Annotated in this window: 19 protein-coding genes; 11 read left to right on the plus strand and 8 right to left on the minus strand. The window is 71.5% G+C overall.

All coding sequences use genetic code 11. The features are described from left to right. Positions 1-80 precede the first annotated feature (80 nt). Together ACWDXC_RS32300 and ACWDXC_RS32305 are read right to left on the minus strand one after the other, a co-directional pair. Positions 81-962, minus strand: a complete 882-nt coding sequence (locus ACWDXC_RS32300) for a Cgl0159 family (beta/alpha)8-fold protein (protein ID WP_449988093.1) — start codon at positions 960-962, stop codon at positions 81-83. Positions 963-995: 33 nt separating this feature from the next. After that, positions 996-1967, minus strand: coding sequence for a Gfo/Idh/MocA family protein (locus tag ACWDXC_RS32305; RefSeq protein WP_449988096.1), 972 nt, complete (start codon positions 1965-1967; stop codon positions 996-998). Positions 1968-2182: 215 nt separating this feature from the next. On the opposite strand from ACWDXC_RS32305, the gene ACWDXC_RS32310 reads away from it, so the two are divergent. Together ACWDXC_RS32310 and ACWDXC_RS32315 are read left to right on the plus strand one after the other, a co-directional pair. Continuing rightward, complete coding sequence (locus ACWDXC_RS32310; protein WP_449988099.1) at positions 2183-3349, plus strand: ABC transporter substrate-binding protein; 1167 nt, start codon at positions 2183-2185, stop codon at positions 3347-3349. Between the two features lie 114 nt (positions 3350-3463). Further along, positions 3464-4696: a phytase gene (locus ACWDXC_RS32315; protein WP_449988101.1), complete on the plus strand. Its 1233-nt coding sequence runs from the start codon at positions 3464-3466 to the stop codon at positions 4694-4696. Between the two features lie 80 nt (positions 4697-4776). Here the strand turns inward: ACWDXC_RS32315 and ACWDXC_RS32320 are convergent, their stop codons facing one another. The 3 genes from ACWDXC_RS32320 to ACWDXC_RS32330 are packed head-to-tail and all read right to left on the minus strand — an operon-like array spanning position 4777 to position 6970. Continuing rightward, on the minus strand, positions 4777-5043 hold the full coding sequence (locus ACWDXC_RS32320) for a hypothetical protein (protein WP_449988104.1): 267 nt from the start codon (positions 5041-5043) through the stop codon (positions 4777-4779). 59 nt (positions 5044-5102) lie between these two features. Further along, on the minus strand, positions 5103-5789 hold the full coding sequence (locus ACWDXC_RS32325; protein WP_449988107.1) for a response regulator: 687 nt from the start codon (positions 5787-5789) through the stop codon (positions 5103-5105). Continuing rightward, positions 5786-6970 (minus strand): sensor histidine kinase, encoded by a 1185-nt coding sequence (locus tag ACWDXC_RS32330; RefSeq protein WP_449988110.1) that lies wholly within the window; start codon positions 6968-6970, stop codon positions 5786-5788. The genes ACWDXC_RS32325 and ACWDXC_RS32330 overlap by 4 nt, the downstream gene beginning before the upstream one ends. Positions 6971-7140: 170 nt before the next feature. Here ACWDXC_RS32330 and ACWDXC_RS32335 point away from each other — a divergent pair, with 170 nt between their 5' ends. Next, a complete protein-coding gene (locus ACWDXC_RS32335; RefSeq protein WP_449988113.1) occupies positions 7141-8028 on the plus strand; it encodes a CPBP family intramembrane glutamic endopeptidase in 888 nt (295 codons plus the stop codon). A 60-nt stretch (positions 8029-8088) separates the two neighbouring features. Here ACWDXC_RS32335 and ACWDXC_RS32340 read toward each other — a convergent pair whose 3' ends face one another. Beyond that, the gene (locus tag ACWDXC_RS32340; protein WP_449988116.1) at positions 8089-8760 is read right to left on the minus strand and encodes a TetR/AcrR family transcriptional regulator; all 672 of its coding nucleotides are present in this window, start codon (positions 8758-8760) and stop codon (positions 8089-8091) included. A 45-nt stretch (positions 8761-8805) separates the two neighbouring features. Here ACWDXC_RS32340 and ACWDXC_RS32345 point away from each other — a divergent pair, with 45 nt between their 5' ends. From ACWDXC_RS32345 to ACWDXC_RS32375, 7 genes are all read left to right on the plus strand, one after another. Next, positions 8806-9816: a saccharopine dehydrogenase NADP-binding domain-containing protein gene (locus tag ACWDXC_RS32345; protein WP_449988118.1), complete on the plus strand. Its 1011-nt coding sequence runs from the start codon at positions 8806-8808 to the stop codon at positions 9814-9816. A 92-nt stretch (positions 9817-9908) separates the two neighbouring features. After that, entirely contained in the window at positions 9909-10727 is an 819-nt protein-coding gene (locus ACWDXC_RS32350) for a GNAT family N-acetyltransferase (RefSeq protein WP_449988120.1), read from the plus strand. 186 nt (positions 10728-10913) lie between these two features. Next, positions 10914-11588 carry a hypothetical protein gene (locus tag ACWDXC_RS32355; RefSeq protein WP_449988122.1) on the plus strand — a complete coding sequence of 225 codons (675 nt, stop codon included), beginning with the start codon at positions 10914-10916 and terminating at the stop codon, positions 11586-11588. Positions 11589-11666: 78 nt separating this feature from the next. Continuing rightward, a complete protein-coding gene (locus tag ACWDXC_RS32360) occupies positions 11667-12896 on the plus strand; it encodes a sensor histidine kinase (RefSeq protein ID WP_449988125.1) in 1230 nt (409 codons plus the stop codon). Positions 12897-12947: 51 nt separating this feature from the next. Then, entirely contained in the window at positions 12948-15452 is a 2505-nt protein-coding gene (locus ACWDXC_RS32365; protein WP_449988128.1) for an NPP1 family protein, read from the plus strand. 307 nt (positions 15453-15759) lie between these two features. Continuing rightward, complete coding sequence (locus ACWDXC_RS32370; RefSeq protein WP_449988131.1) at positions 15760-16167, plus strand: hypothetical protein; 408 nt, start codon at positions 15760-15762, stop codon at positions 16165-16167. Between the two features lie 159 nt (positions 16168-16326). Further along, the gene (locus tag ACWDXC_RS32375) at positions 16327-16689 is read left to right on the plus strand and encodes a nuclear transport factor 2 family protein (RefSeq protein ID WP_449988134.1); all 363 of its coding nucleotides are present in this window, start codon (positions 16327-16329) and stop codon (positions 16687-16689) included. Positions 16690-16769: 80 nt separating this feature from the next. Here ACWDXC_RS32375 and ACWDXC_RS32380 read toward each other — a convergent pair whose 3' ends face one another. Both ACWDXC_RS32380 and ACWDXC_RS32385 read right to left on the minus strand, forming a co-directional pair. Further along, entirely contained in the window at positions 16770-17879 is a 1110-nt protein-coding gene (locus ACWDXC_RS32380) for a hypothetical protein (protein WP_449988137.1), read from the minus strand. Further along, the gene (locus ACWDXC_RS32385; RefSeq protein ID WP_357592228.1) at positions 17876-18382 is read right to left on the minus strand and encodes a SigE family RNA polymerase sigma factor; all 507 of its coding nucleotides are present in this window, start codon (positions 18380-18382) and stop codon (positions 17876-17878) included. The genes ACWDXC_RS32380 and ACWDXC_RS32385 overlap by 4 nt, the downstream gene beginning before the upstream one ends. 173 nt (positions 18383-18555) lie before the next feature. Between ACWDXC_RS32385 and ACWDXC_RS32390 the strand changes: the two genes are divergently transcribed. Beyond that, the gene (locus ACWDXC_RS32390) at positions 18556-22092 is read left to right on the plus strand and encodes a serine/threonine-protein kinase (protein ID WP_449988142.1); all 3537 of its coding nucleotides are present in this window, start codon (positions 18556-18558) and stop codon (positions 22090-22092) included. Positions 22093-22128: the final 36 nt, after the last annotated feature.

A 22128-nucleotide genomic window follows, 5' to 3' on the forward strand; every position in this document is an offset into this window, starting at 1 on the left:
CAGCCGTACGGCCGGCGGCCTCCGTCCGGGATCGGCCCGCCACTCCCCCGGCCGGACGGCGCGCCCGCGTGGGAGGGGCGTCATGTCTCCTCCAGCAGGCTCGCCGCCGCGTCGACGGCCGCCGCCACGTCGTCGCCTGGCGGGTAGAGCAGGGCCCGGCCGACGACCAGGCCACGGGCCCCGGGCAGGCGCAGGGCCTTGCCCCAGGCGGCGAACGCCTCGCCGGCCGCCCGTCCGGGGTCGCCGCCCAGCAGCAGCGTCGGCAGCGTGGTGGCCGCCAGCACCCGCTCCATGTCCTCGACCACCGGGATCTTCAGCCAGGTGCGTGCCGAGGTCGTGCCGAGCGCCTGCACCACGCTGATCGCCTTCACCATCGCCGCCGCCGACAGCTCGTGCCTGACCGAACCGTCCACGTGCCTGGACCAGAAGGGCTCGATCATGGCCATGAGGCCGTGCCCCGCCAGCGCGGAGACGGCCCGCCCGCAGGACTCCAGGGTGCGTACGGTCGCCGGGTCCTCCGGGGCGATCCGGCACAGCATCTTGCCGCCGTCCAGTCCCATCGCGGCGATCGACGGCGCGTCATAGGCGGTGAACCGGTCGTCGAACTCGAAGACCGAGCCCTGCATGCCGCCCCGGTTCATCGAGCCGATGACCAGCTTGTCGTCGAGCGCGCCGAGCAGCAGCAGATCCTCGACGACGTCCGGCGTCGCCAGCAACCCGTCCACGCCGGGCCGCGCCAGCGCGGTCATCAGCCGGTCGAGCAGGTCGAGCCGGCTCTCCATCGCCATCGGCCGCTCCCCCGCCCCGAGGGCGGCCCGGCCCGGGTGGTCGGCGGCGACGATCAGGAGCCGGCCGCGACCGGCCAGCAGCGGCCGGCGCCGCCGCCCGGCGGCCAGTTCGCTCACGCGCTCCGGCCGCCGGGCGCGGTCCTCCCGCAGCCGGCAGAGGGCGTCCTCAAGCATGCGCTTCCTCCTCGGAACGGGTGGCGGCGATTCTCACTTGGTCACCTCCGCGAGCTGGACAGGGCGTCCGTCGCGGCGTGACAGGTCGGCCGCCTCCGCGAGGTGCAACGCGGCCAGCGCGTCGCGCACGGTGCAGGGGCTGTCCCGCTCGCCCCGCGCCGCGGCCAGAAAGGCCTCGATCTCGGCCGTGTAGGCGGCGGCGAACCTGCTCCGGAAGTCCGGCCACGGCTGGTCGGGATGGCCGCCGTCGTCGGCCCGATGCAGCGGCGCCCGCTCGCCCAGCCCGACGGCCCAGGTGGCCCGGGTCCCGGCCAGTTCCATCCGCACGTCGTAGCCGGCGCCGTTGTACCGGGAGCCCTGCAGGGTGACCAGCGTCCCGTCGGCCATCGTGATCAGGGCGGCGCTGGTGTCGACGTCGCCCGCCTCGGCGAAGAACGGCTCACCCCGGTTGGCGCCGGTGGCGTAGACCGTGTCGGCCTCCAGCCCGGTCACCCAGCGCAGGATGTCGAAGTCGTGGATGTGGCAGTCGCGGAAGATGCCGCCCGAGCTCGGGACGTACTCGGGAGCCGGTGGGCGCGGGTCACCGGTCAGGAGGTGAGCCCGGTGCAGCTCCCCGAGCTCGCCGTCGAGCAGCGCCTGGCGCGCGGCGGCGAACCCGGCGTCGAAGCGCCGCTGGAACCCGATGTGGACCAGGGTTCCGCCGCGTTCGGCCGCCTCGGCCACCCGGATCGTCTCGGCCACGGTGGGCGCGGCCGGCTTCTCGCAGAACACCGGGATGCGCCGCTCGCAAGCCCTGACGAGCAGCTCCGCGTGGGTTGAGGTGGGGGTCGCGATCACCAGCGCGTCCGCGCTCCACGGGTCGCCGAGGGTGCTCCCGAGCCGACCGGCGACCTCCGCCGCGTGATCCTGGTCGGCATCGGCGACGATGAGGTCGTCGACCAGGCGGGTCAACGTTTGTGCATGAAATAACCCAATTCGCCCAAGCCCTATCAAACCGACCCGCATATCGTCTCCTTCGCCGGGAGCTTCAGTCTTAGATGAACGAGAGATGAACGTCAATGATTTGTCCTGACATTCTGACGAGATGACGTTCTTTCAAGATTGGGCATGAATATGTCTTGACAACCTATTAATTACGCGTTCATCGTGGTGCGCACTGCGGCGTCAGTCGGGGCTCTGAGCCGCGTACGGCACTGCGAGCCATGAGGAGTACCGCCATCATGCGGCGTACCAAGAAGATCGTCACCGTTGCAGCCCTGCTGGCCCTGGCCGCATGCGCACCGTCCACCGGCGGCCAGGCCGGCACCATGAACGCGGAGGCCGAACCGCTGCCCTCAGCCTCCGTCGACGCCGCCTTCGACCTGAACGCGCTGGTCGAAGCGGCCAAGAAGGAAGGCAGCCTGCTCGTCTACGACTCCAGCGGCGACATCGAGGAGGTCGCCAAGGCCTTCACCGCCAAGTACGGCATCGCGATGGAAGGCGTGAAGTCCGACACGCCGCAGACCGCGGAGAAGATGACCCGCGAGCACGCCGCCGACAACGTCACCATCGACGCCGCCATGTACGAGGACGGCGGGGTGCTGATGGGCCAGCTCATCCCGCAGGGCATCGTGCGGACCTGGGTGCCCGCCGACCTCCAGGACCAGATCCTGCCCGAGGACCGCAACCCCCTGCGCGCCCTGTCGAAGGCCACCGTGTTCGCCTACAACACCAAGCTCTCCCCCGGCGGCTGCCCGGTCGGGAACATCTGGGACCTCACCGAAAGCGACTGGTCGGGCAAGGTCGTCATGCAGGACCCGCTCGGCAAGCCGACCGTGCTGTCGTTCCTCACCCAGCTCGACTCACACGGCAACCAGGCGCTGCAGCAGGCCTACCAGGCCAAGTACGGCGAGCCGCTGAAGACCGAGGAGAAGAGCGCCGCCTACGAGTGGATCAAGCGCCTGGCAGCCAACGAGCCCGTGCTCACCGGCTCCGACGAGGACACCTCCGGCGCCGTCGGCGCGCCCGCCGCCACCGACAGGAAGATCGGCTTCATGTCGATCTCCAAGTTCCGCAACAACGAGGACAAGGGCTACACCCAGGCCACCTGCGAGGGCATGGCGCCCTTCGCCGGGTTCAGCTATCCCAAGTACGTCGCCATCGCGGCCAAGTCGAAGCATCCGAACGCCGCCAAACTGTACGTGCACTTCATCATGACGGAGGAAGGCGTCAAGCACGAGATCGGCGAAGGCGGCATCTCCGGCAACAGCACCGTCAAACCGCTGGTCGCCCCGGCCGGCCTGAGCGACTGGAAGGGGCAGCTCTTCCACACCGACCCCCGATCCCTGGTGGCCGATCTGCAGAACAGGCAGATCATGTCCGACTTCTGGCGGCTCAACCACCGCTGAAGCCATAGGACCGGGTCGTTCGCCCTGGCGACCTCCCCCGCAAGAAGAGTCCCTCACTGCCCAAGGAGAACAATGCGTCCTGCCCGCCCCCTGTTACTGGCAGCCCTCAGCGTCATGCTGACAGGCAGCCTGGCCGCACCCGCCTCCAGTCAGAGCATCCCCTCCGTCGACCCGAAGATCGAGACGCCCGCCCTGTTCGACGACGAGGCCGGCGGCAACGCCAACGGCGACGACCCCGCCATCTGGGTCGACCCCGACGACGACGAGGACAGCCTCATCGTCACCACCGCCAAGGAAGGCGGCCTGAACGTCTACGACCTCGACGGCGACCTGACCCAGCACATCGACGCCCCCGCCGCGCCGGGCCCGGACGACGAGAACGGCCGCTTCAACAACGTCGACGTCGCCTACGGCTTCGCCGGCAAGGACCTGGCCGTCGTCTCCGACCGAGGCCGCGACCACCTGCGCTTCTACGCCGTCAAAGACGGCCGTCTCACCGACGTCACCGACCCGGCCGTGCCGTTCCTGTTCAACACCACCCAGGAACAGGTCAACGACCAGGAGACCGGCTACGGCCTGACCACCTGGAAAGACGCCACCGGCACCTACGCCCTGGTCAGCCGCCGCCACAAGACCTCCATCGGCCTGTTCAAGCTGGTGGCCACCGCCGGCGGCAAGGTCAGCTACCGGGCCGTCCGCACGCTCGACCTGCCCGCCTCCTTCACCCTGCCCAACGGCGCCACGTGGACGCCGTGCATGGAGCCCGACGAGCTCGCCCAGGTCGAGGGCATGGTCGTCGACCAGCAGCGCGACGTGCTCTACGCCGCGCAGGAGGACGTCGGCATCTGGCGCATGCGCGCCGACCTCACCGGCGCCCCGGTCCTGGTCGACAAGGTCAAGGAGTACGGCGTGCCCGGCACGTACGACCCCGAGACCGAGGAGTGCGTGCCCGGCGCCGACCCCGGCTACGGCGGCGCCCACCTGTCGGCCGACGCCGAAGGCCTGACGATCTACTACCGGGAGGACGGCAAGGGCTACCTGCTCGCCTCCAGCCAGGGCGACAACACCTTCGCCGTCTACCGGCGCGAAGGCGCCAACGCCTACCTCGGCCAGTTCCGCGTCGGCGCCGACGACGGCATCGACGGCGTGGAGCACAGTGACGGCTCCATGGTCCTCAACGTGCCGCTCGGCGACTTCGACAGCGGCCTGTTCATCGCCCACGACGGCGCCAACACCCCCGAGGTGCCCGACCGGGAGAACACCAACTTCAAGTACGCCGACTGGAACGACATCGCCGACGACCTCGGCCTCGACGTCGACACCGACGGCTGGCACCCGCGCGACTGACGAGCCCGGAGCCTGCACAGGGCGCACGACCTCCAGGCCCGGGTCCGGCCTGGAGGTCGTCAGTCCCGGACCTGGACCTCCTAGCCGGCCACGTCACTGTTCTTGTCATGCGTGAGGTTCGCCTGGCCGCGGGTGATGACGCCGGTGGCGCCGGCGCCGCAACGGTCTCCTTGGCAGTAGCCGTTGCTGAGAATCAGCTGGCCACGCTGGACCGTGAAGGCTCCCGCTTCGACGCCGACGATCACTCCCTGGCAGGTGGAACAGACGAGGGCCTGCGCGGGGGCATCCGCCCGGGTGACTGAACTGGGGGCATCGGGCACGACGCTGGTGGCAGGCGAGTCGCTCATGCGATCACTGTGCCGCACGCCACCGACAATTCCCGGGAGAGGCGGTGTGACCGGCCGGTTCAGTACGCGGTCGAGACCAGCCCCACCCGGTAGGCCAGCACGACCGCCTGGACGCGGTCACGCAGGTGCAGTTTCGCCAGGATGCGTGACACGTACGTCTTCACGGTCTCAGGAGTGATGAACAGCTTGGCGGCGATCTCCGCGTTCGACAGTCCGGCGGCGATCTGCTCGAGCACCTCCAGCTCGCGCGGCGTCAGGGCCCGTACGACCTCCTCCCTGGCGGAGCTGGAGGTGTCGGCAGGGCGGAGGCGGTCGGCGAAGTGGCCGATGAGGGAGCGCGTGACGGCGGGGGCCAGCAGCGACTCGCCGCGTGCGACGGTACGCACGCCGTTGACCAGCTCCGCCGGTTGCGTGTCCTTGAGCAGGAAGCCGCTGGCTCCCGCCCTGAGCGCTTCGTACACGTACTCGTCGACGTTGAACGTGGTGACGACCAGCACCTTCGCCGGAGTGGCGCTGCCGGGGCCGGCCAGTTGCCGGGTGGCCTCGATGCCGTTCAGGACGGGCATCCGGATGTCCATCACGATGACGTCCGGGCGCAGCCGTCGCGCCGCCTCGACTGCCGCCCGGCCGTCGGCGGCCTCGCCGACCACGTCGAGGTCGGGCTGGGCGGAGAAGATGGCGGTGTAGCCGGCTCGTACCAGCTCCTGGTCCTCGCAGACGAGGACCTTGATCGGGGTGTCGGTCATGTCTCACTCCTGGCGGGGATGCGGGCACGTACGCCGAACCCGCCGTCGGGCCGGTGCTCTGTGACCAGTTCGCCGTCCAGCAGGCGCAGCCGCCGGCGCAGGCCGTCCAGCCCGCGCCCGCCCGACGGCACGGCGGGCACAGCGGGCACGGCGGGCACAGTGCCGGCGGCGCCGTCGTTGGTCACCTCGACGGCGAGGTGGTCGGGGTGGTGGTGCAGCGTGACCGTGGTGCGGCGTCCTGGCGCGTGCTTCATCGCGTTGGTGAGCGCTTCCTGCACCACCCGGTAGGCGGCCAGCTCGACGTCCACGCCCTGTGGCCGCTGCTCGCCGTGCTCGGTCAGCTCGGCGGGCTGGCCGGACAGGCGGGCGTTCTCCACCAGGCCGGCGATCCCGGCCAGCGTCGGGGCGCGGTCCGCGCCGCCCGAGTCGCCGGTGGCTTCCAGTACGCCGAGCAGGTGGCGCAGCTCGGTCAGCGCCCGCCGCCCGCTGTCGCTGATGGCGGCGAACCCCGCCGTCGTGCCGGACGTGAACTGTGCCGCGTCCGCCTGGACGACCATGGCGGTCACGTGATGCGTGACCACGTCGTGCAGCTCGCGGGCGATGCGGGCGCGTTCGGCGGCCCTGGCCACGTCCGCGCTGAGCCGCCGGCGCTCGGCCTCGTCCGCCCGCCACCGGCGCATCGCCGCGCCGGCCGTCCAGATCACCGCCAAGGTCAGGTAGAACGCCACGAAGTCCTGGACCCGGCTGGGCGACCCCAGGCCGTGCAGCACCACCGCCAGCACGGCGTAGCCGGCGGTCGACGCCGCGGCGAGTCCATGACGGAACCGGGCCTGATGGGCTCCGGCCGCGTACACCGCCAGGTAGAGCCCGATGCTGGCGAAGGTCGGCGGGTAGGCCAGCGCCTGGTGCAGAGCGAACGCGGTGCCGGTGACCGCCAGGCAGAGCGCCGGCCAGCGGCTGCGCACGGCCAGCGGCGCGGACTGCGCCAGGGTCAGCACCACGGCCGCCGCGTCGGACGGCCGCTCGGCCAGATCGCCGATCCGCGCCGCGATCGTCGACAGTGTCGGCACGAACCCCAGCAGCGTGAGCGACGCCGCGAGCGCGCTGTCCTTGGCGAGGGTGGAGCGAGTTCCCCAGAAGTCCAGCCAGGAGCGGGCAGAACGGACGACGTTCGCGAACACCGTGCAAGCTTAATGGCGCAGGCCGGTTCCGCCGTGCCTCCATCCCCCGTGAGAGCTACAGCGAATGTCCGTTCCGGTGGGATGGCAGGCCCCGCGCCGCTTCCTAGTCTCGGTGAGGTCGCGGAAATCGCCGCGGCGATTCGGTCGAGAGGAACGCGATCATGGCGTCCATGGAACACCCGGCAAGCGCTTCCCCGGAGGCCGCCCCCTCGGCGGGGCGGCTCCGGTTGCGGCAGTTCCGCTTCCCTGTCCTGCTGGTGGCCATGTTCGGTGTGATGACCGCGATCGCCGGGATCAACCAGGTCGTCTCACCCGTCCCGATCCTCGCCCTGCCGGTGGGGGTCGGCCTGGCCGTCGCCGCCGTGACCTGCTACCGATGGCTGTGCCGGACCGTCGAGCTCCGCCAGGACATCGCCGAACTCCCGAAGGCGGGCAGCCGGTCCCAGCTGTGGCGCGGGGCGCTGCTCGGGTTCGGCCTGTTCGCCGGGTTGATGGTGCTGATCGCGATGTTCGGGGGCTGGCAGGAGGTGTCCTGGGGCTCCGTCGGCGGGCTCGCCGGCGCCGCAGGCATGATGTCGAGCGTCGCGGTGGCCGAAGAGCTCCTGTTCCGCGGGGTTCTGTTCCGCATCATGGAGGGGCGTATCGGCACGGCCGGCGCGCTGGCCGTCTCCACGCTGCTGTTCGGCGCGCTGCACCTGGTCAACCCCAACGCCACGCTGTGGGGAGCGCTCTCGATCGCATTGACGGGCGGCTTCCTGATGACCGCCGCCTACGTCGCCACCCGTGCGCTGTGGCTGCCGATCGGGCTGCACTTCGCGTGGAACTTCACCCAGAGCGGGATCTTCGGCGTCACGATCTCCGGGGCTGACGTGCCGTCCCACGGCCTGCTGAACGTCACGCTGTCCGGCCCCTCCGTGCTGACCGGCGGCACGTTCGGACCCGAGGCCAGCCTGCTCGCCCTGCTGCTCTGCCTGGTGCCCACCGTCCTCCTGCTGCGGCGGGCCGCGCGCAACGGCCAGATCCGGCCCCGCTCCCGCCGCACCGAGCACGCCGCCTGACCTCCCGGCTCGTACGTCCCGTCATCGCATCAGACCCAGGCCGGGTGCCACGCCCGCGGTTCAGGCGTGGCCGTCCGCCGGGGTGAGCAGGCGGGTGAGCGCGTCGACGGCCCAGTCCTGCCACTGCTGGTGGGACCAGCCGCGGTGGTTGACGAGCAGGTTGTAGTTCTCCGGCGAGAGCACGGCCAGGGCGACGTCGGCGGCGGCCTCGGCGGTGAGCCCGCCGCGCAGGGTCGTCTTGCGGGCCAGGGCGTCGGTGAAGACGCGTTGCACGGTGAGGCGCTGCTGGAGGTTGGCGGCCCAGACCTCGGCCAGGTCGGGGTCGGTGGTGGCGGCGCTGCGGACCACGTCCAGCAAGGGTGCGGCGCGCAGGTAGATGTCCGCGGCCCCGGCGACCTGGCGGCGTAGCTGCCCGAGCGGGTCAGGGTCGGCGAGAGCGTCGCGCACCCACTGCCGTTCCAGGGTGGGAACGGGCTCGTCGTCGCCGGCGACGGCCAGGTCGAGGGCGGTGGTGAGGATGGCCCGCTTGGTGCCGAAGGAGTAGTAGACGGTCGGTTCGCTCACCTCGGCCTTGGCGGCGATCGCGGTGATGCTCGTGGTGGTGTAGCCCGCCGTGGTGAACAGTTCGGCGGCCGCGGTGACGATGCGGGCACGGGTGGACCGGGCCCGCGCCGTGCGCCCGTCCTTCTTCCCGGGTACGCGCCCCGATGGGGTTCGTGGTGTTTCGCTCACGACTTGACTATAGCGGCACTATGAAAACATCCTTATAGTGTGACTATGAAAACTCGGGGCTCAAGGGCGCCGCGCTCGATCCTCGTCCTGGGCGGCTACGGCGCGGTCGGCCGCGAGGCCGCGCACGCGCTCACCAGCCACCCCGGCGCGAACGTCATCGTCGCCGGGCGCAACCCCGGCAAGGCCCCGCCCGTCCCCGGCACCACCGCCAGGCGCGTGGACGCCGCCGACCCGGCCGACCTGGCCAGAGCGCTGGACGGGGTCGACACCGTGCTCATGTGCGCCGAGGTCGACAACGCCCGCGTCGCCCGCGCCTGCGTGGAACGCGGCATCCACTACGTGGACGTGACCGCCTCCCACCACCTGCTCGCCGCCCTCCAGGCCCTGGACGAGCCGGCCAGGGAGCACGGCGTGACGCTCGCGATGAGCGTCGGCCTGATCCCCGGCGTCACCAACCTGCTGGCCCGCGTCTGCGCCGAACGCTCCCCCTCCACCGAACTGCTCATCGGCGCGCTGCTCGGCTCGGGCGAGGCGCACGGGCCCGCCGCACTCGCCTGGACGCTGGACGGGCTCGGCCGGCTCGACGGCTCGTGGACCATGAACTTCCCCGCGCCGTACGGCGAACGCACCGTGCACCGCTTCCCGTTCTCCGACCAGCACACCCTGCCCACCACCCTGGGCGTCCCCTCGGCCCGTACGGGGCTGTGCCTGGACTCCCGCCTGGTCACCCGGTTGCTGTCGGTGGCCGGACGGCCGGCCGTCGCCCGCCTGCTCCACCGCCCCCGAGTCCGTCGCCTGCTGCTCACCGCACTCGGCACGGCCCACGTCGGCGGTGACGGCTTCGCCGTGACGGTGCGTTGCGGCGCGGTCCAGGCCTCGTTCACCGGACGGCGGCAAAGCCTCGCCACCGGGCGCACCGCCGCCCTGCTCATCCGCCACCTTCCTGACCTGCCACCCGGGGCCGCCCACATCGAGCAGCTCGTGGACCCCGTACCGTTCCTGACCGAGCTGGCCACCGGCGGATTCACCCTCGACCTCGGCGACGACCCCGCCTGACCGTCGCTCAGCACGAACCCGCTCCCAGGAACAGGCAGCAGCGTGCCGAGCCCGGTCTTCATGGCGAAACCAGGGGATGTAGGTTCTCGCCTGTGAGTGATATTCGACGTCTTGGTCCGGAAGACCTGCCCCTGTGCCGGCGGCTCGAAGCCGATCGCGGCTGGGCCACCGACGAGGCCAAGTGGCGGTTGATGTTCGAGGCGGGCGAGGTCTACGCCGTCGACGCGGCGGACGGGGACGGGCTGGCCGGGTGCGTGGTGGTGAGTCCGTACGGCGATGCGCTGGCCGCCGTCGGCATGATGATCGTCGCCGGCAGGTACGGCAGGCGGGGGCTCGGCACCCGGCTGATGGAGCATGCCCTGGAGGTCGCCGGGGACCGCGTCGTGGAGCTGACCGCGACCCGCTTCGGGCGCCCTGTCTACGAGCGGCTGGGCTTCCGGCCGACGGGAAGCCTGACGATCACCACGGGACCGATGCGGGAGACGGCGTCGTCGTCCGCCGTCCGCGTGGCCACACCCGACGACCACGCCGCGCTGATCGCCCTGGACGCCGAGATCACCGGGGCCGACCGGAGCAAGGCGCTGGCCGCCCTGCTGTCCATGGCCGAGCGCGTGGTCGTCACCGACGGCGGCTTCGCCGTGGCCTGGAACGCCGGCCCCCACCGTGTCATCGGCCCAGTGGTCGCTCCTTCGGAGGAGGCCGCCCGCGAGCTCATCCTGGCCGCCGCGCACGGCGCCGACCGCGACGTGCGGATCGACCTGCTGGACGCCTACCCGGGCCTGCGTCCGTGGCTCACCGGGCTGGGGCCCGTGCAAGGACCGTCGGCCCTCCCGACGATGGTCCACGGCGCCGACCGGCATCCGGGCGACCGCAGCCGATACGTCGCGCCCATCCTCATCTCGATGGGCTGACCGGACATCAGAAGGGGGCCGGTCGCGTAGAGATCAGCGAGCCGGGGTGCGCCGCTGATGGCCGTGCCCGCCGCGTACGCCGAACCGCTCGCCGCGCTTCAAGCCCCGATGCCCGGGACATTCCTCCCGGGCATCGGGGACCAGGGCCCCGGGCCGCCCGGGACCGGTTGCCGGTTGGCTGGGCGCATGATGAAGGATCCTGACGCGTTCCGGCGGGTGGCCGCCGCGATCGCCCTGTTCGCCTGGCCGGTGCTGGAGTTCCTGGCCTTCCTCACCTCTCCGCCGGGGGCCGAGCACGATCCGGCCGTCTTCCGCGCGAGCGCGACGGCGGTGCAGGTCAGTGCCCTGCTCTACATCTGGGCGGCGCTGAGCCTCATCCCGGTCGTCCTGGCCCTGGGACACCTCCTGCGCCGGCGCGCCCCCGTGACGAGCGGGATCGCGACCGCGGCCGGGCTGGTCGGCGCGGGCCTCGGCCTGACCTTGTTCACCACCGACTTCTACGACCTGGCCCTGGCCCAGACGCTGCCCGACGCCCAGGCCGAGGCGGTCATCCAGCAGGCCAACGGCCTGCCGGGCTTCGTGTACGGGATGCTCCTGCCCGGATTCGCGCTGCACCTCGCCCTGCTCACACTGCTGGTGACCCTGGCCAAGGTCAAGTCCGTGCCCTGGTGGGTCCCGGCCGCCGCGCTGGCCGGCACCCTCGTGCCGTTCCTGACCATGGATCAGGCGCCCGTCGTCCAGTCCACCGGCGCCCTGCTGCACCTGGCCGCCTACGGCTGGATCGGGTGGCGCGTACTGCGCATGACGGACGCCGAATGGCGGAGCGGAGTCCCGGGAGCGCGGCACCTCGCCCTCGCGTGACAGCGAGCGACCTTTATGACGATTCCTCCATCCGAAGGCGTGCACTATGCGTCCAGCTCCAGGAGAGGCAGAGGCCGGATGGCGACGCTGCCCCCGCATCTCCAGGTGATGATCGTGGTCGGATGGACGCTCATTTACACGGCGATGACGTTGCGGCGGCTGGTGGACCGGTTGCTGTACGGCAGGGTCGGTGACCCCGCGCTGCTGGCCGAGCGGCTGACCCAGGCCATCCGGCGTGGTGATCCCGCCGAGGCGCTCACGTCGGTCGTCGCGGTGCTGAAGGACGGGCTGGCGGTGGAGGGCGTGGCCGTCGAGGTCGCCGACGGCGAGCCGCGCTACGTCGAGAACGGCCGCGTCGGCGCTGCGCCGCGGCGGGTGCCGCTGGTCTGGCACGGCGAGCAGGTCGGCCGCCTGCTGGTGGGCGCGCCCGGCCCACGCCGCTTTCCGGCCGCGCACAACGAGCGCGTGCTGGCCACGCTCGCCCCGTACGCCGCCGACGTGGCCCACGCCGTGCGCATGGCCGCCGACCTGCAACGCTCACGCGAACGGATCCTCAGCACCCGCGAGGAGGAGCGCCGCCGCCTGCGCCGCGACCTGCACGACGGGCTCGGACAGAGCTTGTCGAGCATGGCGATGATCATCAACATCGCGCGCAGCCGGCTCAAGGACTCGCCCGATTCGGCCGACGCCCTTCTGCAGGATCTGCGTACCGGCATGGACGCGGTGGCCGGTGACGTCCGCGAGCTGGTGCACGGGCTGCGCCCGCCCGCGCTCGACGACCTGGGCCTGGCCCGCGCGCTGCGTGAGCTGGCGGGGCCGCAGGTGCCGGTCCGGGTCGAGGGGGCGCTGTCGGATCTGCCGGCGGCCGTCGAGGTGGCGGTCTACCGGATCGTGCAGGAGGCGCTGACCAACATCCGGCGGCACGCCGAGGCCGAGACCGTCACCGTCACGCTGCGCCGGGAACGGTGCGTGCTGCGGGTCACCGTCACCGACGACGGGCGCGGCCTGCCCGAGTCCCACCGGCCCGGCGTCGGGCTCTCCTCGATGCGGGAGCGGGCGGCGGAGCTGGGCGGGATCTGCGTCATCACCGGAGAGCCTGGCCGGGGGACGCGGGTGGAGGTGATGCTGCCCCTGCCGACGACGGTCTCGGCGGGAACGCCGGCAGGCGGCCGTCCTGATGCCCCAGGAGGACGCCCCCTTCTGACCACAAAATGGACAACAGGTGGTCTGTCGGAAGATCGCGCCGGTGGTGGACCCTGGCCAGGCGAAGGTCGATCCGGTCATCGACGGCCGGCATGCCAATGCTGAGGGGAAGCATTCATGAGAAGATCGTTAAGGCTCGCGGCCCATGCCCTGACCATGGGTTTGGTCGCCGGCCTCGGCATCGTGGGCGTCACCGCGCCCGCGTGGGCCGAGCCGCCCCCTCCCGAGATCGCGGAGAGCGCCAGCGCCGCCCACCTGAAGTTCCGGCCGCTCCTGGACTATGACAACGACGGCTGCTACCCGTCGGTGGCCATCGGCCACGACGGCGCCTTGAACCCGGGGCTGAAGCTCGGCGGCGCACGCAACGGGGCGTGCCACGACGCCTCCGACCTGAAGAACAGCAACATGTACGCGCGCACCCGGTGCAACGCCAACGGCTGGTGCGCGCACAAGTACGCACTGTACTTCCAGAAGGACCAGAAGAACGACGGCACCCTCGTACACAACGGACACGTCCACGACTGGGAACACATCGTGGTCTGGACCAAGGACGACCAGGTCAAGTACGTCGCCGCCTCCCAGCACGGCAGCTACGTCGTCAGGGAGCCTGCCGAGATCGAGATGGACGGCGACCACCCGAAGATCGTCTACCACCTGCAGGGCGGCGACACGCACGCGTTCCGCTTCGCCGACAAGGGCGAGCAGCCGGAGAACCACGAGGGGCGCTGGCACGAGCCGGACCTGATCAGCTGGAGCGGCTTCCCCACCAACGCGCTGCGCGACGACCTCGCGGCACACGACTGGGGCTCAGCCACCCTCGCCCTCAAGGACCAGGGCAACGAATTCGCCCGCGACCTCGCCAAGGCCCACCGCCGGCTCGTCGCCAACGGCGAGTATTACGAGGAGGAGGAACTGCCCTTCGACTTCAACATCTACACCAACATCCTGCCGCCGGGGATGCCGGACCCGAACACCCCGCCCCGTGACGACGACGGCGGCGGCGACGACGACGGCGGCGACGGCGAACCCGCGGACTCCCTGCGGGTGATGGGGCTGGGGTCGTCCAGCACCTTCGGCGAGGGCAGCCCGGACGGCAACGGCTACAGAGACGTGGCCGACCACGGGTTCAGCGACCTCTTCGAGGCCAAGGGCGCGACGGCGGCCGCCGCCCAGGACACCACCCCCAAGGTGGACTGGGTCGGATCCGTACGGGTCGGGACCATGCCCGACCGCGACGTCGAAGGCTGGCGGGGATACAAGATCAACGAGATCGCCGGCAAGGCGCGGTGCGCCGTCAAGACGTACCAGCCCAACCTCATCACGCTCATCGCGGGCGGAAACGACGTCATCTATGACCACGAGATGGGCGGGGCGATCGGCCGGCTCGAAGCCCTGATCAAGCAGGTCATCGAGGACGACTCGCGCGTGACCGTGCTGGTGGCCGGCATGCAGCCGTTCGGCGACCCGGCCACCAACCGGCGCGGAGAGGCGTTCACCGCCCAGATCGCCGAGCTGGCCGGACGGCTGGCCGGCCAGGGACTGCGGGTCGGGTACGCCGACACCACCGGGCTGGACCTGTCCGATATCGGCTCCGACAACGTCCACCCGAACGCCGCCGGCTACCGCAAGATCGGCGAGGCGTTCGTGAAGGCGGCCCGCGAGGCCATGGGCAAGAACTGGATCCGCAAGCCCCACGCGATGGCGGCGAACGCGGGCAGCAATCCCTGCGGTCTCGTGGACCACGGCCCCGGCCTGCACGTGCCGTCGTCGGACAAGCTGGGCACCGGCTGGGAGGACCGCGGCGTCATCCAGGAGACCCAGTTCCCCTCCAGCAACAGGTTCTGGATGGTGGACATCAACCAGGACCGCAAGGCCGAGTTCGTGACCGTGGACACGAACCAGAACTTCCGCTTCTGGTGGAACAGCGGGCCCTCGGGGAGCAAGTGGGTGCCGTTCGTGGAGGGCACCCACTCCTACAAGCCGCCCGGCGGCGCGGTCGGCAACATGCTGCGCTTCGCCGACGTGGACGGCGACGGCTTCCCCGACTGCCTGACCGTATGGCTGACCGGGCAGGTGGACGTGCGCACATGGAACGCCGGCGCCCCTGCCGGGCAGCGCATGTGCATGAAGAAGTACGACGGCGTGGCGAACGTCTTCTCCAACGGCTCAGAAGGGGACAAGCTGACCATCGATCCCACCACGAGGATCCGCTTCGCGGACGTCACCGGAGGCGGGCGCGACGACTACCTGCTGCTCAAGCCCGACGGTACGGCGACCGCGTGGTACAACAGGGACTTCCAGGTCAAGGGCGAGCGCAAATACCTGGACTGGGCCCCGCCCCAGAAGATCAGCGGCCCGCTCAAGTATCCCCGCGAGATCCGTTACGCCGACATCAACGGCGACAGGCGCGCCGACCGCATCCTCATCACCGCCAAGGGCGGCGCCAGGGCCTGGATCAACGAAGGAGCCAAAGGCGCCGGCGGGAAGTATCGCGACATCGGGCGCATAGCCGGTGACGCGGAGGTGCCGGTCAAGGACATCCACTTCGCCGACCTCGACGGGGACGGCAAGGCCGACTTCCTGCGCATCGGCTGGACCGGCGTCACGCACGCCTGGCTCAACAAGCTGCCGCCCGAGTACTTCGCCAAGTTCCACCCGTAGGACACTCCGGCCGGGGCGCGGAGCCGGTCAAGGACGGCGTCGTGCCGCGCGACGGTGATCCCGTCGAGCTCCGCCCTCCGGCCGCCCGAGCATCACGGAACCCTCTGGGGAAAACCAGGCCACGACTTCTTGGGGACAGGCCGCACCATGCAGTGTTTGCGTAAAAGCTTGAATCGACCGTAAAAACTCCCGCACCGCCGCGCGGCAGCGGTTCCGGAAATCTTGCGCAGCGACTTGACGTCGGCCCGGAAGCAGGAGTGACGATGGAAGGAGAAAGCGCGAGGCGACACAAAAAGGGGGTGGTCTCATGCTCAAGGAAGTATTCGCGGCGAGCGCTCTGGTGACGGTCGCGATCGCTCCCTCGGCGGTGTCGGCGACTCCGCAGGTCCGGGCCGGGGGCTCTACTCAATACACGCCGGCGGCAGCGCCGGCGTCGCTCGGCGCGTGCGCGGCGGCTGCGGCCCCGAAATGCAAGTGGATGGAAGGCAGCAAGAACCGGTGCCGGCTCTGCAAGACGAAGAACGGCAACTGGAAGCAGCAGTACTGCGAGCCGAAGGCCGGCAAACCCCAGAAGGAAGAAGGGCCGAAGCAGATCACCTGCACGGTCAAGACGAGTCAGATAATCGAGGACGGAAAGACGAAGACCCGTCACTGCGAGGTGTGCAAGGACAGAAATACAGGCAAGGTGATATCCGATAAATGCTTCGAAGGCTGACCCGAGTCGCTGCTGGGCTGTGCCGAAACGGCCCAGCAGTTCCGTGCCCCGCAGGAGAGCCCGCCCCCGCGCCGCCGGGGTCCCTGGATCGGGCTGCGAAGATCAGCCGAGCGTGAACGTCCTGGCCGGGACACGGCCCCGGCTGGGAGGGTGGGCGTCATGATGGAAGACTTGCGGGACGCCGAGCGCCGACTCCAGGCCGCGCAGCTCGCCGGAGATGTCGAGGCGCTGGATCGGCTGCTGGACGATCGGCTGATCTTCACGTTCGGTGCGAACGTCGCGACCAAGGCGGACGACCTGGAGCTGCACCGCACTCGGACGCAGGTGCTGACGAAGGTGGCCGAGGAGGAGTTGACCGTCCTCGCCGATGGGCGCACCGGGGTGACGTGGTTCCTCGGCACCGTCGAAGGGACCGTCTCCGGTGCGCCGTTCTCGGCCAGGATGCGCTACACCCGTACGTGGCTGTACACCGAGACGCACGGCTGGCGAATCATCGCCGTGCACGCCGGCACGACCGATTGACATAGGCGCGCACGGGCCGCCGTCGCAGCCACGCCACCACCCGCCTCCCCCGGTGGCTGCCCCGGGCGAGGCGGTTTCCGCTACTTGAACTCGCCGTTGATGCCGGGCAGGGCGAGCGTGGCCCGGGAGGAGGATTTCCCGTAGTCGGCCACGAGCCGGGACTGGCCGGTGGTCACGTCGACGGCGTAGGCGTATCGCTCTCTCCGGTCGGCGGCGATGACCGTGACCTCCTTCGGGTTGAGCCACACGCCGGTCCCGTCGATGGCGCTGCCCTTCGGCAGGCCGCGCACGGGCAGCGGCCGCAGGATCCGCCCGGTCCTGGCGTCGAGCACGGTGAGTTCGCGCGAGCCGGACTGCGAGTGGCGCACGGCGACGACCGTGCGGCCGTCCGGCGCGAGCTCGCTGAACATGATGAACACTCCGTCGAACCGCACCGGCCGGCCGCCCCCGGTGACCGGCATCAACCACAGGTCGGTCTTGCGGTAGCGGACCAGCGAGGCGACGCCGTCCTTGACGCCGACCACCTCGTACACGCCCGGGACCTGCGTGGTCCTGCCGGTGCGCAGATCGATGAGCAGCCCGGGGTCCTTGCTTCCCTCGCGCGGGTCGAACGCCAGGTAGCGGCCGTCGTCGGAGATCGCCAGCGTCGAGCCGATGCCGATCCGGCTCTCCGGGATCGGCACGGGCGAGGTCAGCTCCCCGCCGTCGACCAGGTCGCGGACCACGAGCGTGCCGGCGTCGTGGCTGTAGTAGGCCACCTTCCGCCCGTCCCTGCTGATCGCGACGGGGACCCGGGTGGCGTCGCGGACCGCCGTGAGCGCGTCCGGCAGCGCGTACGTCCTGCCGTCGCGGGTGACCACCCGCCACTCCACGGCCGAGCAGTCCGGGCCGCGGTCCTCCTTGTCAAGCTCGCAGGGTGTCTGGTAGGCGTGGGCGACGGGTCCCACGCGGCCCGTGGGCAGGTCGGGCACGGTCACCCGCTCCTGGGTGGCCGCCGTGTCGACGCCACCCGGCCAGAGCTCGATCGTGCCCATCGTGGCGACGACCCCCAGCGCCGCGGCCAACGCCACGGTGCCCGCCGCCAGCCTCGCCCGCCGCCCGCGCCGGTAGCGGGCCATGGCGGCGTCCGCCAGGCTCACCGGCGGAGCCTCCTCCGCCAGGCCGTCCAGTGCCTCACGCAGCCGCGTCATCGGGCCACCTCCTCAAGGCGCGCCTCCACCAGGCCGGGGGCGAGCGCCCGCAGGCGGGCCAGCGCGTGATGGGTCTGACTCTTCACATTGCCGATCGAACAGCCCAGCGCGTCGGCGGTCTGCGCCTCGGTCAGGTCCGCCCAGAAGCGCAACACGATCACGGCCCGCTGCTTGCGGGTCAACTCGGCCAGCGCCCGGCGCAGCATGACCCGGTCGAGCACCGCCTCGTCGTAGGACACGCCCGTCTCGGGCGGGCTGGCGCTCGCCACCTCGGGCCGTGCCCGGCGCGTCCAGGAGATGTACTGGTTGACCAGCGCTTTCCTGGTGTATGCCTCGGGGTTGCCCTCCCGGGACAGCTTGGGCCAGTGCCTGGCTACCTTGGCCAGCACACTCTGGAGCAGGTCTTCCGCGAGGTGCGCGTCCCCGATGAGCAGGTACGCGGTGCGCATCAGCGCTTGCTGGCGGGCCAGCACGAACTCGTGGAAGCCTTCATGACGGTTCAATGGGCTCTCCTCTCAACCGTTGCCAACGCCACCGGCGCGGCGAAAGGTTGCAGGCGGAGGATCGGCCGGCCCCGGTCGGGGAAATGGCTCAGCTCGTGGCGGCGGGGGGACAAACCCTGGCACGTAACGCGGAAGACGCAAACTTTCCCGGCTGACCGCACATCCAACGCTCCGTGGACATACTGATCGACGGGGATCCTCAGTACCTGGGGACGTACTGGCTGGCCGGGCGGCTCGGGGCGGGCGGCCAGGGGGTCGTCTACGAGGGGTACGCGGAGGACGGCGCCCGCGTCGCGATCAAGGTGCTGCACAGCGACCAGGACGCCGGCCAGCTCGCCAAGGAGGCCGCGGCGGCCCAGCGGGTGGCGTCGTTCTGCACGGCGCGGGTGATCGAGGCCCGGCTGGACGGGGCCAGGCCGTACATCGTCAGCGAGTACGTCGCGGGCCCGAGCCTGCGCGCCGCCGTCACCGAGGGACGCCGTTTCTCCGGCGGTGACCTGCACCGGCTGGCGACGGCGGTGGCGACCGCGCTGACCGCGATTCACGACGCCGGGGTGATCCACCGCGATCTCAAGCCCGACAACGTGCTGCTGGGCCCGGACGGCCCGCGCGTGATCGACTTCGGCATCGCCAGGACGGCCGAGATGTCGCTGACCGCGACCGGCCTGGTCCGGGGCACGCCGACGTACATGGCGCCGGAGGTGTTCACCGGCGACCGGGCGGGGATGCCCGCCGACGTGTTCGCGTGGGGCGCGATCATGCTGTACGCGGCGACCGGCAAGGACCCGTTCGAGGCCGCCACCCTGGGCGCCGTCATGCACCGGGTGCTGTCGTCCATCCCGGACCTGGGGGTGCTGCCCGAGTCGCTGCGCCCGCTGGTCGAGGCGGCGCTCAGCAAGGAGCCGCTGCACCGGCCGAGCGCCCGCGACCTGCTGCTCTCCCTGGTCAGCGGGGGGCCGGACCTGGGCCAGCTGCTCGTGCAGGGCGGCAGGGAGGCGGCCGGGGTGACCGGCGCCGCCGATCCCGGCCTCGGGGCGCTGGCCGAGGACGCGTACGGGATGCTCGCCCCGGAGGAGCGGGAGCTGGTGCCGGAGGTGTTCCTGCGGCTGGTCACGGTGGGTGAGAGCGGCGGGCTGTCGGCGTGCCGGGCGGAGCTGGCCGAGCTGGTCGAGGGCAGGTCGCTGCCCGAGGTCTCGTCGGTGAACAGGATTCTGGAGGTGTTCGGGTACCTGCTGGGCCGGGACGGCGAGTCGGTCTGGCTCACCCGTCCCGCGCTGCCGCGCGCCTGGCCGCGCTACCGCCACTGGGTGGAGGCCAACCGGGACGGCCTGGCCGTGCACCGGGAGATCCTGACCGCGGCACGGCGCTGGGACCAGTCGGGCCGCAGGGACGGCGACCTGTTCCAGGGCTCGGCCCTGGAGAACGCCCTCCAGTGGGCGGCCACCTCCCGAAGGAACATCACCCTCTCCCCCACGGAGCGCGACTTCCTGGAGTCCGCCGCCGCCCTGACCAGGCGCAGGGCCAGGCGCAGCCGCCTGGTCACGCTGAGCCTGGCGGGATTGCTGACGATCGCGCTGGTCGCGGGCGGCCTGGCGGTGCAGCAGGGCAGGCTGGCCGACGAGCGGGCGGCCCGCATCGCCGTCCAGCTCGGCAAGGCGGAGGCGGCGCGGCTGGCGCAGGTCGCGGACACGTACCGGCACAGCGATCCCCGCCTGGCCATGCACCTCAGCCTGGCCGCCTGGCGGCTGGACCGCACGCCGCGGACCAGGACGGCGCTGACGGCATCGCTGGCGCAGCGCGAGGTGTCCATGTTCAGGGACCCGGCGACGGCGGGCGACACCCTTCGCGTGCTCAGCTCGGACGGCCGGACGATGGCCAGCGTGAGCGGCGACGCGGTACGGCTCTGGGACGTGACCACGGGCAGGTCCAAGGGCGGGATAGCCAGGCTGGGGCTCGGGGACGGCAGCCCGGCCGGCGCCGCGCTCTCCCCGACCGGCCGCCGGGTTCTGGTGGCCACCGGCACGCAGGCCGGGGTGTGGGAGCTGCGAACGGGCCGGCGGATCGCGACGTGGCGGTTCGACAAGGAACTCGGGCAAGGCGTGGACCTGCCGGTCAGCGTGGAGTACGGCAGCGTGGACAGGTACGCGGTGGTCCGCATCGACCGCGACGACTACCTGTGGGACGTGGAGCGGAACCGCCGCGCCAGAACCGCCGACAAGCTCGGCCCCATGACCCCGACCGGGACGGCCGTCTACTCCTCCGCCTCCGTCTCGCCCACCCGGATCGACCGGCGGCGCGTCCCGGACCTCGCCACGCAGGCCACCCGCCGCGCGGCCGGCCGGTGCGACCTGTGCGGATGGCCGCTCGCCCTCACGCCGGACGGCCGCGGGCTGGCGCAGGCGGCGCCGAACGGCCTGGTGATCACCTCGGTCAGGGACGGCTCGGTCATGCACACGATCGGGGACCGCGGCACCCTCTGGAACCAGGGCGAGGTGACCTTCAGCGCCGACGGGCGGCTGCTCGCCACGGCCACCCGCGACGACATCCAGGTGTGGATGCGGGACGGCCACTTCCTCACCGAGGTGACGCTTCCTGAGGGCCTGTCGGACGAGGCCCTGGCCCCGGGCGCCATCCCCCAGGTCGCCTTCGACGGCCGCGTCCTGCGCTACCTCCTGGTGGACCGGGTCGTCACCGTGAGCCTCGCCGACGTGTCACTGGTCTCAGGGAGGACGTACTGGGCGAAGGCCGCGCTGACCCCGGGACGCCTGCTGAGGGTCGAGGCCGACGGCCGCGAAGAGATCCGCGTGATGACGCCCGGCGAGCCGGGCGAGATCCTTCAGCGCCGGACCGGCGACGACGGGACGACGGCGCTCGCCCTCAGCCAGGACGGGCGGCTGGCGGCCGTCGGCGGCGCCCGGACGATCTCCGTGCTGGACGCGGACGCCCGGCGGGAGCTGGCCAGGCTGACCCCTGCCGCCTTCACCGCCACAGAACAGCTGGCGTTCAGCCCGGACGGCACGCGGCTGGCCGCGGTGGTGCAGGGGCCGGAGGACGGCGCCGCCCGCACGTACTCGCTGGCGGTGTGGGACTGGAAGGCCCGCCGCCTGCTGTGGTCGCGCGACGTGCGGCGGGCTCAGGACGTGGAGTTCGCGCCGGACGGCAGGACGCTGGCGGTCGCCACCGACGCCGAACGCCTCTACGACGCCGCCTCCGGCCGTCCGATCGGCGGCCCGTTCGGCGGCGCGGGCCAGGGCATCACGCTCACCGACGCCGTCTTCACCCGGGACGGCCGGTCGCTGGCCGTCGTGGACTCGGGCGGGCGCCTGACCGTCTACGACGTGGCCACCCGCCGCCCGGCCGGGGAGGCGATCCGGGGGAACCTCAGCGGGCACGCGGTCAGATCGCCGCGCGAGGACGTCGTCGCGGCGGTCACGCGGGACGACCGGGTGCAGCTGTTCGACCTGGCGGGACGGGCGTCGCTGGGGGTGCTGGCCGACGCCAACCAGTACGGCGTGCAGTCCCTGGCCTTCGCCGCCGACGGTACGAGGGTGCTGGTGCTCGACGGCAACGGGACGGTGCGCGAGCAGCTCGTCGAGCCGGGCGCGGTCGCGGCGGCGGTGTGCGCCCGCGCCGGGAGCCCGTTGAGCAGGACGGAGTGGGCGCGTCACGTCACGGGTGCGCCCTATCACGAGACGTGCCCCCGGCGATGACGGCGACGGGCCGGGCCCGGATATTCGGTGGCCGGC

The sequence above is a fragment of the Nonomuraea sp. NPDC003214 genome (genome assembly GCF_053590035.1).